Annotated in this window: 13 protein-coding genes; 8 read left to right on the forward strand and 5 right to left on the reverse strand. The window is 67.3% G+C overall.

Features of this window, described 5'->3' with window-relative positions:
* Positions 1-7 precede the first annotated feature (7 nt).
* The 3 genes from EYF70_RS29500 to EYF70_RS29510 form a co-directional block, all read right to left on the reverse strand.
* A complete protein-coding gene (locus tag EYF70_RS29500; RefSeq protein ID WP_131148561.1) occupies positions 8-478 on the reverse strand; it encodes a YchJ family protein in 471 nt (156 codons plus the stop codon).
* 131 nt (positions 479-609) lie between these two features.
* Positions 610-1,875, reverse strand: a complete 1,266-nt coding sequence (locus EYF70_RS29505; protein ID WP_131148562.1) for a D-amino acid dehydrogenase — start codon at positions 1,873-1,875, stop codon at positions 610-612.
* Positions 1,876-2,116: 241 nt separating this feature from the next.
* Positions 2,117-2,590 (reverse strand): hypothetical protein, encoded by a 474-nt coding sequence (locus EYF70_RS29510; RefSeq protein WP_131148563.1) that lies wholly within the window; start codon positions 2,588-2,590, stop codon positions 2,117-2,119.
* A gap of 273 nt (positions 2,591-2,863) precedes the next feature.
* On the opposite strand from EYF70_RS29510, the gene EYF70_RS29515 reads away from it, so the two are divergent.
* The 7 genes from EYF70_RS29515 to EYF70_RS29545 all read left to right on the forward strand — a co-directional run bounded on the left by EYF70_RS29515 (position 2,864) and on the right by EYF70_RS29545 (position 10,068).
* Positions 2,864-3,544 carry a GntR family transcriptional regulator gene (locus tag EYF70_RS29515; protein ID WP_131148564.1) on the forward strand — a complete coding sequence of 227 codons (681 nt, stop codon included), beginning with the start codon at positions 2,864-2,866 and terminating at the stop codon, positions 3,542-3,544.
* A 24-nt stretch (positions 3,545-3,568) separates the two neighbouring features.
* Complete coding sequence (locus tag EYF70_RS29520; protein WP_131148565.1) at positions 3,569-4,450, forward strand: N-acetylmuramic acid 6-phosphate etherase; 882 nt, start codon at positions 3,569-3,571, stop codon at positions 4,448-4,450.
* Between the two features lie 86 nt (positions 4,451-4,536).
* A complete protein-coding gene (locus EYF70_RS29525) occupies positions 4,537-5,799 on the forward strand; it encodes an MFS transporter (RefSeq protein ID WP_131148566.1) in 1,263 nt (420 codons plus the stop codon).
* A gap of 135 nt (positions 5,800-5,934) precedes the next feature.
* Positions 5,935-7,575 carry a glycoside hydrolase family 10-like protein gene (locus EYF70_RS29530; RefSeq protein WP_229420615.1) on the forward strand — a complete coding sequence of 547 codons (1,641 nt, stop codon included), beginning with the start codon at positions 5,935-5,937 and terminating at the stop codon, positions 7,573-7,575.
* An 8-nt stretch (positions 7,576-7,583) separates the two neighbouring features.
* Entirely contained in the window at positions 7,584-8,513 is a 930-nt protein-coding gene (locus EYF70_RS29535; RefSeq protein WP_131148567.1) for an N-acetylglucosamine kinase, read from the forward strand.
* Positions 8,514-8,521: 8 nt separating this feature from the next.
* A complete protein-coding gene (locus EYF70_RS29540; RefSeq protein WP_131148568.1) occupies positions 8,522-9,373 on the forward strand; it encodes an N-acetylmuramoyl-L-alanine amidase in 852 nt (283 codons plus the stop codon).
* Between the two features lie 80 nt (positions 9,374-9,453).
* Positions 9,454-10,068, forward strand: coding sequence for a M15 family metallopeptidase (locus EYF70_RS29545; RefSeq protein ID WP_131148569.1), 615 nt, complete (start codon positions 9,454-9,456; stop codon positions 10,066-10,068).
* 108 nt (positions 10,069-10,176) lie between these two features.
* Here EYF70_RS29545 and EYF70_RS29550 read toward each other — a convergent pair whose 3' ends face one another.
* Together EYF70_RS29550 and EYF70_RS29555 are read right to left on the reverse strand one after the other, a co-directional pair.
* Positions 10,177-11,838: a D-alanyl-D-alanine carboxypeptidase/D-alanyl-D-alanine-endopeptidase gene (locus EYF70_RS29550; RefSeq protein WP_229420616.1), complete on the reverse strand. Its 1,662-nt coding sequence runs from the start codon at positions 11,836-11,838 to the stop codon at positions 10,177-10,179.
* Between the two features lie 11 nt (positions 11,839-11,849).
* Positions 11,850-13,088 carry a spore maturation protein gene (locus EYF70_RS29555; RefSeq protein ID WP_131148570.1) on the reverse strand — a complete coding sequence of 413 codons (1,239 nt, stop codon included), beginning with the start codon at positions 13,086-13,088 and terminating at the stop codon, positions 11,850-11,852.
* A 174-nt stretch (positions 13,089-13,262) separates the two neighbouring features.
* Here EYF70_RS29555 and EYF70_RS29560 point away from each other — a divergent pair, with 174 nt between their 5' ends.
* Entirely contained in the window at positions 13,263-15,050 is a 1,788-nt protein-coding gene (locus tag EYF70_RS29560; RefSeq protein WP_131148571.1) for an ABC transporter substrate-binding protein, read from the forward strand.
* Positions 15,051-15,220: the final 170 nt, after the last annotated feature.

A 15,220-nucleotide genomic window follows, 5' to 3' on the forward strand; every position in this document is an offset into this window, starting at 1 on the left:
GTCCCCTTTATTCTTTGATCGGAAAATCTCCGTCGACGTAGAACCAGCGCGGCGTGCCGCCGAGGGCCGGGTCGGGCTCGCGCAGGAAGCGGCTGATCTCGTGCAGGCGCTGGCCCTTGCCGTGCTGGCGGAAGCGCGCCACGAACTCCACATAGTCCTGGTCCGGGTGATCCTGGCCGGCGAAATCAGCTTTACGTTGACGTAAACGTAAAGTCGATTTTACCTCAAGTCCCAGCCATTGCAACGGCTCATCCGGATCGACGATCCGCTCGGTCGGGCGGGTGCTGGGATGCCAGGTGGCCAGCAGGTAGGGTTCGTTCTTCAGCGTGTAGGCCGTGTAGCGCGAGCGCATCAGCAGCTCGGCCGTGGCGGGCAGCGCGCTGCCGTCAACGAACCCGTCAAGATATGGGCCGCAGCACGCCGCCAGCGACGGCCCACCGCCGCAAGGGCACCCGGCCGGGGTCTTCGTCTTGGACATGGCAGGTCGGACAATGAAAAGGCGACATTATCCGCCATAACGCCCCGGCACCGCTCGCACCACGAAAAGTTGCCAGGAAAATGGGGACGTACCCCATTTTTGAGGAAACATTTCAAATTAATTGGAGCCTGTCACTGGTTTTCGCGGGGCCAGGCGAGGAAGTCGAGGGGGAACGGGGTGGGGCGGCCGGTCATCAGGTCGGCGAGCAGGGCGGCGGTGCCGCAGGCGAAGGTGAAACCGAGGGGGCCGTGGCCCACGTTCAGCCACAGGTTGCCGTGCCGGGTGGGGCCGAGGAGCGGGGCGCTGTTCGGGGTGGCGGGGCGCAGCCCGGCCCACGGTTCCATGCGCGAGTAGTCGGCGGCGGTGGGCATCGTCTCGCGCACCAGGCGCGCCAGGCCGGCCACGCGGCGGGCGTCCAGAGACGTGTCTTCGCCCACCATGTCGACCATCGCGGCCACGCGCAGCTGCTTGCCGATGCGGGCGTACAGCGTCTTGCGTTCGAAATCCGTCACGCTGATCTCGGGCGCCGTGTGCTGGTCGCCGATCGGCGCGCTCAGGCTGTAGCCCTTCAATGGATACAGCGGCAGCGCGATGCCGGCGGTGGCGGCCAGGCCGCGGCTCTGGATCCCGGCCGCCAGCACGAACTGCTCGCCCGTCACCCAGCCGGTGTCCGTCTGCACGGCCGAGACCCTGCCGTTTTCCGTGAACAGGCACGTCGCGTTGGCGTGGATGACGCCGTCGAAGCGGGGATGCGCCTGGAGTTGCCGTTCCAGGGCCACGCAGAATGCGTGGCAATCGGCCACCGCCTCGCCGGCATTGAAGATGCCCCCGGCAAGCCGTGGCGCCAGCGCGGCCAGGGCCGGTTCCAGCGCGGCGGTGTCGGCTCCGGACAGCACGCGGCGCCGGTTGTCCGGATCGGGCCTGGCGACGGCGGCATCGAATGCCGCCCGCGAGCGGTACACGACGAGCTTTCCCGCATCGCGCCAGCCGAATTGCGCCAGCGGCACGGCCGGTTCCAGTTGCGCCATCATGCGCCGGCTGTGTTCCCCCAGTTCCAGCAGCTTGGTGGTGGTGCGCCGGTTGCTGGCCGCGTTGCAGTTGGCGAGGAACCTGGCAAGCCAGCGCCACTGCCGCATGTCCGCTTCCGGCTTGAAGCGCAGCGGGCCTGCCTCCTGGAACAGCCATTGCAGCGCTTTCCACGGCACGCCCGCATCGGCCAGCGGCGACACGTACCGGTAGCTCAGCTGCCCGCCGTTGCGGTAGCTGGCACCGTTCCCGACGGCGGGCGCGCGCTCGACCAGGGCGACGCGAAAGCCGGCCTCCATCAGCCACCAGGCCGACGTGAGGCCGACGACGCCGCCGCCGATGACGACCACCTGGTGTTCTTTGTGCTGCATGCTGCCGATATCCATGTCAGGTAAGGATGCCGCGACGACCGGCCGGCATCAAAGGCTCGGGCCGGGTCCTCGAGTCGCCGTTGGGAGGATACGATGCGTGGCGCACCGATGCCTGTCCTGTTGCGTGCCTGTGCATGAACCGGCGCCCGGGCGCGCGATCCATGCCGGGCCCGGGAAGCATTGCGGCTGTTGAGAAAACGAATGGGGCGGCAGCGCCGCCCGGCAAGCTTGGGGTGCCGTGTTACTTCTTCTTCTGGAGGTTCATGGCGCGCACGAATGCCACGTTGGCGCGCTGTTCCTTGGTGAACGTGGCCAGCAAGTCGGCGGCGCCTTTCTTGTCCATCGATTCCTCGAACATGACATAGAAGCCGGCATGGAACATGGCGAGCATGGTCAGCGCATAGTCGCGGCTCGACAGGTTATGGCGCTTCAGCGTCGCCATGGCCACCTTGTCCGACTCGATCTTGCGCATCACTTCCTCGGCGGTCGGGCCGCCGTTGTCTTTCTTGCCTTTTTTGCCGTTGTCCTCGTCGTCATCGTCGTCCTTCGGCTGGTAGCCGGACTTTTCGAGCTCGACCTCGATGGCTTTCAGCTTCGTGAAGACATCCTTCGTCAGCAGGTAATGGTCGGGATCGAGCTTGGCTGCGCCTGCCGCGCCGGAGCAGGCGATGCCGACAGCGAGAAGTACGGCGGAGATGGTGCGGAACAACTTCATTATTAACCTCTTGTCAGGGCGGCAACGGGCGCCGTTAGTCAGGGACTGGATGGAAACGCCGCCTGCGGCGCTTCGTGCGGGATGAAAACAGCGGGCATTGTCCTTCACCGTTAAACTAGAAGGTATAGGAGAATTGTCATGATTTTGCAGCAAGCATCGGAACCCCCCACCCGGCAGTCCGAAGGTTCGAAGCCGGAAGGTTCAAAGCCCGAAGGTTCGAAGCCGGAAGGGTCAAAGCCGGAAGGTTCAAAGTTAGATACCTCGCCGCTGTACATGCAGATCGCGCGCAAGCTGACCGATGACGTGCTCGCGGGCCGCTACCAGGTGGACCAGGCATTGCCGTCCGAGCGCACGCTGTCCGAGCAGCTGAAGGTCTCGCGCGTCACCGCGCGCAAGGCCATCGACCAGCTGGTCGAGCAGGGCCTCGTAGTGCGCAAGCGCGGTTCCGGCAACTACATCGCGCCGCGCATCGAGCAGCCGCTGTCGAACCTGTCCAGCTTTTCCGAGCAGTTGCAGCAGCGCGGCTACAAGCCGGGCTCGCGCTGGCTGCGGCGCGAACTCGTCATCGCCGGCGCGGACGAGCAGATGAGCCTTGCCCTGTCGCCCAACACGCGTGTGGCGCGGCTGGAACGGCTGCGCCTCGCGGACGACGTGGCGATGGCCTATGAAGTGAGCGTGCTGCCGGCCACCGTGGTGCCCGACCCGGCCGCCATCGGCGATTCGCTGTACCAGTACCTGGAAAGCGTGGGCAAGCCGCCGGTGCGCGCGCTGCAGCACATCCGCGCGATGAACGCCCCGGCCGACCTGGCGCGGCAGCTCGGCGTACCGGAAGGCCACGCGGTGCTGTTCATCACCCGCATCGCCTATCTCGAGAATGGCGAGGCGGTCGAGCTGACCCATTCCTACTGCCGCAGCGACCACTACGATTTCGTGGCAGAGATGCGGCGCGGCTGAAGGGTTTCGCATTACACTCGTGTCATGCTGAAAACCGAGACCCCGAGCAGCGAACACACGCAGCTGGACCAGTATCCGGTTCCCGACCTGGTGGCGGCGTTCGTGGACGACCAGTTCAATGCCGTGCAGGCGGTGCGCGCGGCCGCGCCGCAGCTGGCCGCCGCCATCGAGGCCGCGGTACCCCGCATCGAAGCGGGCGGGCGCCTGGTCTACGTGGGCGCCGGCACGTCCGGCCGGCTCGGTGTGCTCGACAGCGTGGAGCTGTACCCCACATTTTCCTGGCCGCCGACGCGCGCGGTGGCGCTGCTGGCCGGCGGCGAAGGCGCGATGTTCGTGGCCGTCGAGGGGGCCGAGGATGACCGCGCCCAGGGCGAGCGCGACCTGCTGTCGGTGGCGCCCACCGCGAATGACGTGGTGCTGCTGCTCGCCGCGTCGGGCGGCACGCCCTACGTGCTGGGCGCCCTCCATGCCGCGCGCGCGGCCGGCGCGCTGACGATCGGCATCGCCAACAACACCGCTTCGCCGGTGGCCGGCGCGGCGCATGTCGGCATCACGCTCGATACCGGGCCCGAAGTCATTTCCGGCAGCACGCGCCTGAAAGCGGGTACCTCGCAGAAGATCGTGCTGAACACGATTTCCAGCGCCATCATGGTCCGGCTGCACAAGGTGTACGGGAACTTGATGGTAGACTTGAAGCCCACCAACGCCAAGCTGTTCGCGCGCACGGTGCGCCTGACGATGCATGCCACCGGCGCCGATGAAGACGCCGCGCGGGCCGCGCTCGAGGAATGCGGTTTCCACGTCAAGGTGGCCATCGTCGCACTGCTGAAGAAGGTGCCGGTGCCGCAGGCCGCGAGCCTGCTGGCCCAGGCCGGCGGCAGCGTGCGCGGGGCGCTCGGCGCCTGATCAGGTGCATGGCCAGGCGCCCGCGCATCGCCGATCCCGGCATCGCCGGGCAAGACCGCCCGGTTTGTAACGATAACAAGGATGTAATGAAAGCTGTGCAGCGCAGTCCCTGGTGGTGGGTGCCCACCCTCTACTTCGGCCAGGGCATTCCCTATTTCGCCGTCTTGAACCTGTCGCTGGTGATGTACAAGAACACCGGCTTCTCGAATGCCGATATCGCGTTCTACACGTCATGGCTGTACCTGCCGTGGGTGATCAAGCCGCTGTGGGCGCCGATCGTGGAAATGTTCGGCACCAAGCGCCAGTGGACCGTGGTGCTGCAGGGCCTGACCGGCGTGGCGCTGGCGCTGGTGGCGTTCACCACCCACCTGCCGGCGTTCTTCCAGATGAGCCTTGCCGTGCTGTGGCTGATGGCCTTTTCATCGGCCACGCACGATATCGCGGCGGACGGCTTCTACATGCTGGCGCTGGGGCAGAAGGAGCAGGCCGCCTACGTGGGCGTGCGCAGCACCTTCTACCGCCTGGCCAACATCACTGGGCAGGGCGCGCTGGTGGCGCTGGCCGGCATCCTGATCACCCGCACCGGCGATCCGCGCACTGCCTGGTCCATCGTGTTCGGCCTGCTGGGCGTGGTGTTCGCGCTGCTGAGCACTTACCACTTCTTCATGCTGCCGCGCCCGGCCGCCGACACGCGGGCGCGCCTGAAGGGCAATCCGTTTACCGAATTCCTGCTCACCTTCGCCGCCTTCTTCCGCAAGAAGGGCATCGTCACCATCCTCGGCTTCCTGCTGCTGTTCCGCCTCGGCGAATCGCAGCTGCTGAAGATGGTGGTGCCGTTCCTGCTCGACCCGGTCGCCGAGGGCGGCCTGGGGCTGGACAACACGCAGGTGGGCTTCGTCTATGGCACCGTCGGCATTATCGCGCTGACGGTGGGCGGCCTGCTGGGCGGCCTGGCCATCGCGCGCTTCGGCCTGAAGCGCTGCCTGTGGCCAATGGCCTTCATCCTGCACGTGCCGGGCCTCGTGTTTGTCTACCTGTCGCAGGTCCAGCCCGACAGTATCGGCCTGATCGCGGTGGCGATGGCGGTCGAGCAGTTCGGCTATGGCTTCGGCTTCGCCTCCTACCTGATGTACATGATCATGGTGTGCGAGGGCGAGCACAAGACGGCCCATTACGCGATCTGCACCGGCTTCATGGCGCTGGGCATGATGGTGCCGCAGATGGCCAGCGGCTGGCTGCAGGAACTCATGGGCTACCAGCACTTCTTCATCTGGGCATCCCTGGCGACGATTCCCGCGTTCGCAATGACGGCGCTGGTGAAGATCGACCCGGAATTCGGGCGGAACTGAGCCGGGCCAGGGCGCCGGGTGGTGTGTTCCGGATGATCCGGCTGGAAAACGGTGGATCGCAGCGGGCATCCCACGCGACCGGGACGCGGGGAACCCGGCCGCTGGGATTACAATATTGCCGCTTATTTCACAGGAGTGGTCTTGGCTTTCGATCGTAACAAGCGGCTTTTGCTTTCCGCCGGCAGCGCCGGCGTCCTGGCGGCAATCATGAGCGCATGCTCGACATCCCCGACGCGCCCCGAGGATCCCGCCGCCGGCCCGGTGGCGGCCGGCCCCGTGCCGCACCCCGAACCGCCGCGCTACACGGGGGACGAACCGCCCGCCGCGCCACGCGAATTCCGCGCCGCGTGGGTTTCCACCGTCGCCAACATCGACTGGCCCAGCCGCAGCAACGCGCCGCCGGCCAAGCAGCAGGCGGAAGCGATCGCCATCCTGGACCGGGCCAAGGCGCTGAACCTGAACGCCATCGTGCTGCAGGTGCGGCCCAGCGCCGATGCGATCTATCCGTCGAAACTGGAACCGTGGTCCGAGTTCATGACCGGCCGCTCGGGCAAGGAACCGTCGCCGATGTGGGATCCCCTGCAATTCTGGATCGCCCAGGCGCACGCCCGCGGCATGGAACTGCACGCCTGGTTCAATCCCTACCGCGCGCGCCATGGCGCCGCCCGCACGCCGCTGGCCAAGGAGCATTTCGCGAACACCAACCCGCAGGCCGTGAAAACCTACGGCAAGCTGCTGTGGATGGATCCGGGCGAAGAAGCGGCCGCGCAGCAGACGCTGAACGTGATCCTCGACGTGGTGCGCCGCTACGACATCGACGGCGTGCACATCGACGACTATTTTTACCCGTATCCGATCGAGGCGCCGGCCGCTTCCGGCGGCGAAGCGTCGGCGCTCGATACGCCATCCTGGCAGAAGCCCGAGCTGCCGTTCCCGGACGAGCCATCGTGGCAGCGCTACGTGCGCGGCGGCGGCACGCTCGACCGCGCCGGATGGCGGCGCCAGAATGTCGACAGGCTGATCGAGCAGATCTACCTGGGCATCCGCCGCGAAAAGTCATGGGTCAAGTTCGGCATCAGCCCGTTCGGCATCGGCCGCCCGGACCGCCGGCCGCGCGGCATCGCCGGCTTTTCCCAGTACGACAAGCTGTACGCCGATGCCGAACTGTGGCTGCAGAAAGGCTGGCTCGACTACCTGGCGCCGCAGCTGTACTGGCCGATCGCCCAGGCGCCGCAGGCCTATCCGGTGCTGCTCGACTACTGGCTGGCGCAGAACACGCGCGGCCGCCACGTGTGGCCAGGCCTGTTCACCAGCCGCACGGCCGACGGTTCCGCGAAACCGTTCGGGCCGAACGAGATCGTGCAGCAGATCGATGTCACGCGCAGCCGCCCGGCCGCGCGTGGCCACCTGCATTTCTCGATCGCCCCGCTGATGCAGAATCGCGGCGGCCTGTATGACCGGCTCAAGGTGCAGAGCTACCAGAGCGCCGCGCTGGTGCCGGCCTCGCCATGGCTGGGCGACCGCGCCCCCGAGGCGCCGACGGTGGCCGTGAAGCGGGGCGAGAATGGCCTGGCGGTGGCGCTGGGCACATCGAAGAACGCCATCACCTACGCCATCTGGGCCCGCTATGGCGACGAATGGCGCTTCACCGTTGCACCGGCCACGAAGAACGAGGTGGTGCTGCGCGACCTGGCCGGGGTGCCGGCGCGCGCCGTGGTCGTCACCGCTGTCGACCGAGTCGGCAACGAAAGCGCGCGCGCCAGCGCGAAAGTGTAGGGGGCACGATGGACACCGGTCTCGGCATCGATGCGGGCGGCACGCAAACGCGCTGGGCGCTGGCCGATGCCGGCGGCGCCATCGTGGCCGAGGGGCACGTGGCCGGGCTGTCCGCCTTGCAGATGGCCAGCCCGGCAGGGCGGGAGCGCCTGCGCGCCACGTTCGAGACGCTGGCGCGCGACGTGCTCGATGCGTCGGCCGCGCATGGCCGGCCGCGCCGCATCAATGCCGGGCTGACGGGATTCGGCGGCGACAGCGCCGTGCTTACCGGCTGGCTGGCGGAACTGCTCGGCGTGGCGCCGCGGGATATCAGCCTGTGCAACGATATCGAGATCGCCTTCCTCGACGCCTTCGCACCGGGTGCCGGGTACCTGGTCTATGCCGGCACCGGCTCGATCGCTGCGTTCATCGACGCCGCCGGCACGTTCCACCGTGCCGGCGGCCGGGGCGTGGTGCTGGACGATGGCGGCGGCGGCTTCTGGATCGCGCGCGAAGCGATGCGCCGCATCTGGCGCCGCGAGGACGAGCAGCCCGGCGCCTGGCGCTCCTCGCCGCTGGCGCAGGCGGTGTTCGACCACGTGGGCGGCAGCGACTGGTCGTTCTCGCGGCAGTTCATCTATGCGCGCGAACGGGGCGAGATCGGTCAGCTGGCGCTGGCGGTGGCGCGCAGCGCGGACGACGATGCCGAGGCGCGCGAGATCCTGCGGCAGGCCGGCGCCGAACTGGCCCGGCTGGCGCGGGCACTGGTGGCCCGCTTCGGCGCGCGGCCCATCGTATTGTCGGGCCGGGCGGCGCAGCTGCATCCGCTGGTCGCGCAGGCAATGCGGGAGTCGCTGCCGGAGGTGGCAAACGGTATGCTGTCGCTGGAACAAAGAACGGTGCGGCCGCACGCGGCGGCTGCGCGCCTGGCCATCCGGCCCGAATCAACCATGACCTGACTGACACGATGACTAAAATCCTTCTCGCCACCCTGCTGGCCGCCGCGCTGGCCGGCTGCGCCACCACGCCGCCGGCACCGCCGTACAAGGTCGATCACTCGCTGACGGCGAAGGGCCAGGCGAGCCGCGTGCGTTTCATCGTGCTGCACTACACCGTGTCGGACCTGCCGCGCTCGATCATGCTGCTGACCGAGAAGGAAGTCAGCGCCCATTACCTGCTGACCGACGAACCGCAGCCGAAGTTCTATGCGCTGGTCGATGAAAAGAACGCCGCCTGGCATGCCGGCCTGTCGAACTGGAAAAATTTCACGAACCTGAACTACAGCTCGATCGGCATCGAGATCGTCAACCCGGGCTTCACGCTGACGCCCGATGGCCGGCGCCAGTACCACCCGTTCGCCCAGGCGCAGATCGACCAGCTGATCCCGCTGCTGAAGGACCTGGTCAAGCGCCACAACGTGGCACCGGAAAACATCCTTGCCCACTCCGACATCGCGCCGCAGCGCAAGCAGGATCCGGGGCCGTTGTTCCCCTGGAAGCAGCTGGCCGATGCGGGCCTGGTCCTGTGGCCGGACGCCGGCGCGGTGGCGCAGCACAAGGCGCGCTTCGAGGCGGCCATGCCGGATATCGCGTGGTTCCAGAAAAAGCTGGCGCAGCATGGCTACGCGGTGCCCAATACCGGCGTGCTGGACGAAGCCACGCACAATACGCTGATGGTATTCCAGACCAAGTACCGGCAATCGAACTGGGATGGCTGGCCGGACGCGGAAAGCGCGGCGATCCTCGAAGTGCTGACGACGCCGAAGCCGGCACCTCAGCCCGTACCGGCCGCTGCTGCGGCGGCGGAGGAGAAGCCGTAACGCCGGCGCCGCGGCCTTTCCCGTCACGTTCGGTCGCCGCGGCCTTATTCCCGTCACGCCCGCGGCCAGGAGGAGCATGCATGACGACGCCCACGATCACCAGCGAGCAGATTGCGGCCCACCCGGACTACCGGCACCTGTCGACGATTGCCGGCATCGGCATCGACCTGCGCTATGCGACGCCGCACAACTTCGTCGGCCGCGATCTGTATTCGCCGCTCGACTGTGCGTGGCTGCACCGCGACGCGGCCGCGGCGGTCGAACGCGCGGTGGCCTGGCTGGCCGCGCGCCGGCCCGGCTGCCATCTGCTGGTCCTGGACGCGCTGCGGCCGCACCGCGTGCAGGAACAGTTATGGGAGGCGCTGGCCGGTACCGGGCTGCGCATGTACCTGGCCGACCCGGCGCGCGGCTCGATCCATTCGTACGGCATGGCGGTGGACGCGACGATCACCGGCGAAGATGGCCGCGAACTCGACATGGGCACCGGTTTCGACGACATGACTGAACTGTCCCACCCCGCGCTGGAGCCTGAGATGCTGGCCACCGGCCGGCTGACGGCGCAGCAGGCCGCCAACCGGCAGCTGCTGCGCGACGCCATGTTCGGCGCCGGCTTCGTGGGCATCAACAGCGAATGGTGGCATTTCGACTGTGGCGACCGTGAGCTGGTGCGTGCAGGCTTTACCCGGGTGCTTTAACAAGCGCGAGGTCATGCTCGCTTCCAACCAGGATGCAAAACCTGGGGTCAGACCCGCCGGGTCTGACCCCGGCCTCTGCCGCTGGGGTTGGTTGCGCCAGCGGAACGCCTACATCGGCGCGGCGGCGCTGCTGTTGGCGGTCCAGTCGATCAGCGCGTCGACGACGGCGCGCCCGGTGGCGTGGTCGATGCCGTCGTGGTTGATGATGGCGACAACGATGCACTGCTCGCCATTGGCGTCCGGCACATAGCCGGCCACCGCCACGCCGTCGCGCAGGGTGCCGGTCTTGATGCGGGCGCGCGAGGCGGCCGGGCTGTTCTTCAGGCGCCGTTTCATGGTGCCATCCACGCCGACGATCGGCAGGCTGGCCTGGAACTCCGGCGCCCATGGCGATTCCTCGGCGGCGGCCAGCACGGCGGCCAGCTGCACGGGCCGCAGCCGCTCGATGCGCGACAGGCCCGAGCCGTTTTCCACCACCATGCCGCTGGTGTCGATGCCGTGCCGCTTGAACCAGCCGCGTACCACCGCCTCGGCGCGCCCCAGCGTGGTGGTCGGCTGCGACGTATCGCCATTGTTCGCCGCCATCAGCATCGCCAGCCGCTGGCCGGCCGGCAGCGGGCGGCTGCCCAGCGTTTCATCGGCCTGCAGGCTGCCCAGCGACAGGAACAGCATGCGCGCCTGCGCGTTGTCCGACACCTTCATCGTGTCGCGTACCAGCTCCGGCAGGGCGCGCGACTGGTGCGCCACCAGCAGGCGCGTGCCGTCGGCATCGACGCCGGATGACAGCCCGGCCGCCGCGGGACCGGCAGGCTGCGTTGAGGTGCCGTTATTGCTGCCGTTGCCGCCATCGGCGCTGCCGATCGCGCCCTGTGCCGCCGCGGCCGCGGCCAGGTCGGATGTGTGCCCGGCCAGGTCCACCGTGCGCGTGCGGCCGGCGATGGTGCCGCCGAGGCGCTTCCACGCGGCGCGGATCAGGCGATCGGCGAAGTCGTCGCGATCGATTGCGTTGATGCGGTATGCCTGGCGGCAGTTGCGCGGGAAGGTGCCGTGCAGGACGATCGCCAGCCGGTCGCCTTCCCGGACCGTGGTAGGGGGCTTCCAGCCGTCTTCCCAGCTCTCGCACGGGGTATCGACCAGCAACTGTGCGGAGCGCACGGCCACGCGGTCCAGCTCCGGCAGCGCCGCCGCCTTCACGCCGCCCTTGCCGGTGGAATCCATGTCCACCGTCAGCATGTTCATGTTCAGCAGCAGCGCGTCCGGCGTGACGTTGTAATACGCTTCGGGCGCCTCGTCGAACTCGCCCTTGCCGAGGTCCATGCGGGGCGGCTGGAACAGCTGGCGGTCCAGCACCAGGTCGCCGGCGATGCGGTGCACGCCGAGGGCGCGCAGGCGCTCCAGCAGGTGTGCCATCGCATCCGCGTCGAGGTCCATGTCGGCGCCGCCGCGCACCAGCAGGTCGCCTTTCAGCACGCCGCCGGCGATTTCGCCCTTGCTGCGCAATTCGGTGCGGCCGCGGAATGCCGGGCCCAGTTCGTCGAGGGCAACGATGCCGGTGACCACCTTCATCGTCGAGGCGGGCAGCATCGGCTGGTCCGCCCCGTGCGAGACCAGGATCGTGTCGCCGCGCAGCACGATCGCACCGATCGCCGCTTCGGGAATGCCGGCTGCGTGGGCCAGACGGGCCACCGGTTCGGGAAGGTCGGCGCGCGCCCCACCGCACAGGAACAAGCCGATCAGGGCAAGGTGCCGCAGCCGCATCGTCAATCGCATTCGTCTACCCTTCAACCAAAGAATACATAGGCCACGCAGATCGCCGTGATCACGCCGGCCAGGTCGGCGATCAGGCCGCACGAGATCGCGTAGCGGGTCTTGCGGATGCCCACCGAACCGAAGTACAGCGCCACGATGTAGAAGGTGGTGTCCGCCGAGCCCTGGAAGATGCAGGCCAGGCGCCCCACGAAGGAATCCGGGCCGTAAGTCTGCATCGCGTCGATCATCATCGCCTTCGAGCCGCTGCCGGACAGGGGCTTCATCAGCGCGGTCGGCAGCGCCGGCACGAAATCGGTGTTCATGCCGAGCGCCGAGAAGAACCATTCGAAGCCGCTGACGATGAAGCCGAACACGCCCGCGTTGCGGAACACGCCGATCGCCACCAGCATGCCCACCAGGTAGGGAATCACGGTGATCGAGGTCTGGATACCGCCTTTCGCGCCTTCGATGAAGGCTTCGTAGACGTTGACCTTCTTGCGCATCGCGCCGACCAGGAACACGGTGATCACGCCCATCAGGATCAGGTTGCTGACCACCTTCGACACCGTCTCGATTTCGGTCTTGCTGAGGAAGTTGGTGAAGTACCAGATCATCGCCAGGATCGCCACCGTGATGCCGCCGATCCACGACAGCAGCACGGAATCGAACAGGTTGATCTTCTGGCGGATCGATACCGCGATGATGCCGGCCACCGTGGCCACGTAGGTCGCGATCATGCAGGGAATGAAGATGTCCGACGGGTCGGCCGCGCCGAGGATCGCGCGCTGCGCCATGATCGCCAGCGGAATCAGCGTGAGGCCGGAAGTGTGCAGCACCAGGAACATGATCTGCGCATTGCTGGCGGTATCCTTGTCCGGGTTCAGCGACTGCAGGCTTTCCATCGCCTTCAGGCCGAAGGGGGTGGCGGCGTTGTCCAGGCCCAGCAGGTTGGCCGAGAAATTCATCACCATGTGGCCGGTGGCCGGGTGGTCCTTCGGCACTTCGGGGAAGATGCGCGAGAAGAAGGGCGAAATCACCCTGGCGAACCAGGCGATCGCGCCGGCTTTTTCGCCGATGTTCATGATGCCCAGCCACAGCGTCATCACGCCGGCCAGCGGCAGCGCGATATCCATCACGGCGCTGCGCGCCGAGTCGAACGTGCCGTCGATGATCTTCTTGAAGATCTCCGTGTCGCCGAGGAAGATCCACTGGGCCAGCGCGGCCGTGAAGCCGACAAGGAAGAAACCGGCCCAGATATAGTTAAGAGACATAAGCGAAAGAGAATAAAACAGAACGAAACGGCAAACCAAACAGGGGACGAAGCTCGACCTGGCAGGCAAAGTATAGAGTGCGCGATGGCGCAGTGCCGGTCGCGCATGCGAAAAAGTTGTCGCGGCGGCCGCCCGGTGTGCCACTGGCAACGGCAGCTGGTTTATGCTGCGCCAATGAATCGAGCCCGCCGATCCGCCGCCGCCAGCCTGCTTGCCGCCGCATTCGCTGCCGTATTTTGGACCCCGCTCACCGGTGCCGTGGCCGCGCAACCGAAAGTATTGCGCACGCTGTTGTCCACCGGTGAAACGGCTCTCGATCCGGCCGTCGCCTCCGACCTGGCCAGCCTGTCGCTGCTGGAAAACCTGTTCGATCCCATGCTGCGCTACGATTACCTGGCGCGTCCGGTGAAACTGCGCCCGAACACGCTGGCGGCCATGCCGACGGTCGATGCGGCCGGCACCACGTGGACCATGCAGCTCAAGCCCGGCATGCACTTCGCCCCCGACCCGGCATTCGGCGGCAAGGCGCGCGAGGTGACCGCGGCCGATTACGTGTATGCGATCAAGCGGCTGTACGACCCGGCCATCAAGTCGCCGTGGCTGTTCCTGTTCGAGGGCAAGCTGCTGGGCGATGGCGCGCTGCGCGAAAAGTTCGGCTACGCGACCGATATCCCCGGCCTGCAGGCGGTCGGCCGCTACACGCTGCAACTGCGCCTGCGCGCACCCGATCCCGGCCTGCCATTCTATCTTGCACTGCCGGCCACCGGCGCCGTGGCCCGCGAGGTGGCGGAAAAGTACGGCAGCCAGGTGGGCAACCATCCGGTCGGCAGCGGGCCGTTCCGCATCGGCGAATGGAAGCGCAGCGACAGGATCACGCTGTTGGCGAACCCGGATTACCACGGGCGCTGGCAAGGGAAGAAGCTGCCGCTGGTCGACCGGGTCGAGGTGAAGATCATGGAGGAATACCAGTCGCGCGTGCTCGGCTACCTGAACGGCGAATTCGACTACATCGAGCAGGTACCCGAGTCGATGCGCGACCTGGTGCTCGATCCGGGCTCGCAGGTGCCGGTGCTCAAGCCCGGGCTGGCGCGCCGCGGCATGGTGCTCGAACCGTTCCCCGTGCTGCAGACCTATTACATGTGGATGAACATGGAGCACCCGGTCATCGGCGGCTACACGCCGGAGAAGGTGGCGCTGCGCCGTGCCATCGCGCTGGCCTACGACGGCGCGCAAGATGTGGCCCTGCTGAAGAAGGGGCTGGCCATCCCGGCGCAGTCGCCGCTGCCGCCGAACGTGCTCGGTCACGATCCGGCGTATCGCAGCCCGGTGGTCCACGACCTGGCGCTGGCGCGGGCGCTGCTGGACCGCCATGGCTACAAACGGGATGTCGCGCAGGGCAGGGCGGGGTACCGCACGCTGCCCGATGGCCGCCCGCTGGTGCTGACGATGCACAGCGAACCGACCATGGTCGGCCGGCTCCGCGACGAGATGTGGCGCAAGACCTTCGAGTCGATCCACCTGCGCGTGACCTTCGTGACGGACAAGAAGACCGAGATCATCAAGGCTTCGCGGCTGGGCAAGGTGATGATGTTCGAGACCAACTGGGTGGCCGATTTCCCGGACGGCGACAATTTCTACCAGCTGCTGTACGGCGGCAACGTGGGCCGCGCCAACTATGCGCGCTTCAACCTGCCGGCCTACAACGCGCGCTATGAACAGGCACGGACGATGGCCGACAGCCCGGCACGCACCAGGCTGTATGGCGAAATGGCCGACCTGCTGCATGCCTACAACCCGTGGGTGCTGCTGACGCACCCGATCTCGGCCGATATCCGGCAACCGTGGCTAAAAAACTACAAGCGTCACCCGGTGGAATTCACCAACTGGCGATATCTGGACCTCGCGCCGCGCGTGCGCCCGCTTCTCGGGGAGGAGGCCGCTAAAATGTCCCGGCGGGAATAGCATTTCGCCAATGCATTCCCGTCAATCCACGGCCGGGCCGGCAATCCGCCCCACCCACGGGATAGCGCACCGCCACGACAGTGCCACCCGCGGCCATGACAGGCACGAGCACGCCGGACCGGCGCCACGAGCGCGAAGGCCGGCAGGCACCATTGAACACATCGGGAGAA

The sequence above is a fragment of the Pseudoduganella albidiflava genome (assembly GCF_004322755.1).
GTDB lineage: Bacteria > Pseudomonadota > Gammaproteobacteria > Burkholderiales > Burkholderiaceae_D > Rugamonas > Rugamonas albidiflava.

Coding starts and splice junctions, on each gene's coding strand:
- EYF70_RS29550 (WP_229420616.1), bottom strand. CDS start 11,838: ATGCGATTGACGATGCGGCTGCGGCACCTTGCCCTGATCGGCTTGTTC.
- EYF70_RS29540 (WP_131148568.1), top strand. CDS start 8,522: ATGACTAAAATCCTTCTCGCCACCCTGCTGGCCGCCGCGCTGGCCGGC.
- EYF70_RS29505 (WP_131148562.1), bottom strand. CDS start 1,875: ATGCAGCACAAAGAACACCAGGTGGTCGTCATCGGCGGCGGCGTCGTC.
- EYF70_RS29525 (WP_131148566.1), top strand. CDS start 4,537: ATGAAAGCTGTGCAGCGCAGTCCCTGGTGGTGGGTGCCCACCCTCTAC.
- EYF70_RS29535 (WP_131148567.1), top strand. CDS start 7,584: ATGGACACCGGTCTCGGCATCGATGCGGGCGGCACGCAAACGCGCTGG.
- EYF70_RS29555 (WP_131148570.1), bottom strand. CDS start 13,088: ATGTCTCTTAACTATATCTGGGCCGGTTTCTTCCTTGTCGGCTTCACG.
- EYF70_RS29510 (WP_131148563.1), bottom strand. CDS start 2,590: ATGAAGTTGTTCCGCACCATCTCCGCCGTACTTCTCGCTGTCGGCATC.
- EYF70_RS29560 (WP_131148571.1), top strand. CDS start 13,263: ATGAATCGAGCCCGCCGATCCGCCGCCGCCAGCCTGCTTGCCGCCGCA.
- EYF70_RS29545 (WP_131148569.1), top strand. CDS start 9,454: ATGACGACGCCCACGATCACCAGCGAGCAGATTGCGGCCCACCCGGAC.
- EYF70_RS29520 (WP_131148565.1), top strand. CDS start 3,569: ATGCTGAAAACCGAGACCCCGAGCAGCGAACACACGCAGCTGGACCAG.
- EYF70_RS29500 (WP_131148561.1), bottom strand. CDS start 478: ATGTCCAAGACGAAGACCCCGGCCGGGTGCCCTTGCGGCGGTGGGCCG.
- EYF70_RS29515 (WP_131148564.1), top strand. CDS start 2,864: ATGCAGATCGCGCGCAAGCTGACCGATGACGTGCTCGCGGGCCGCTAC.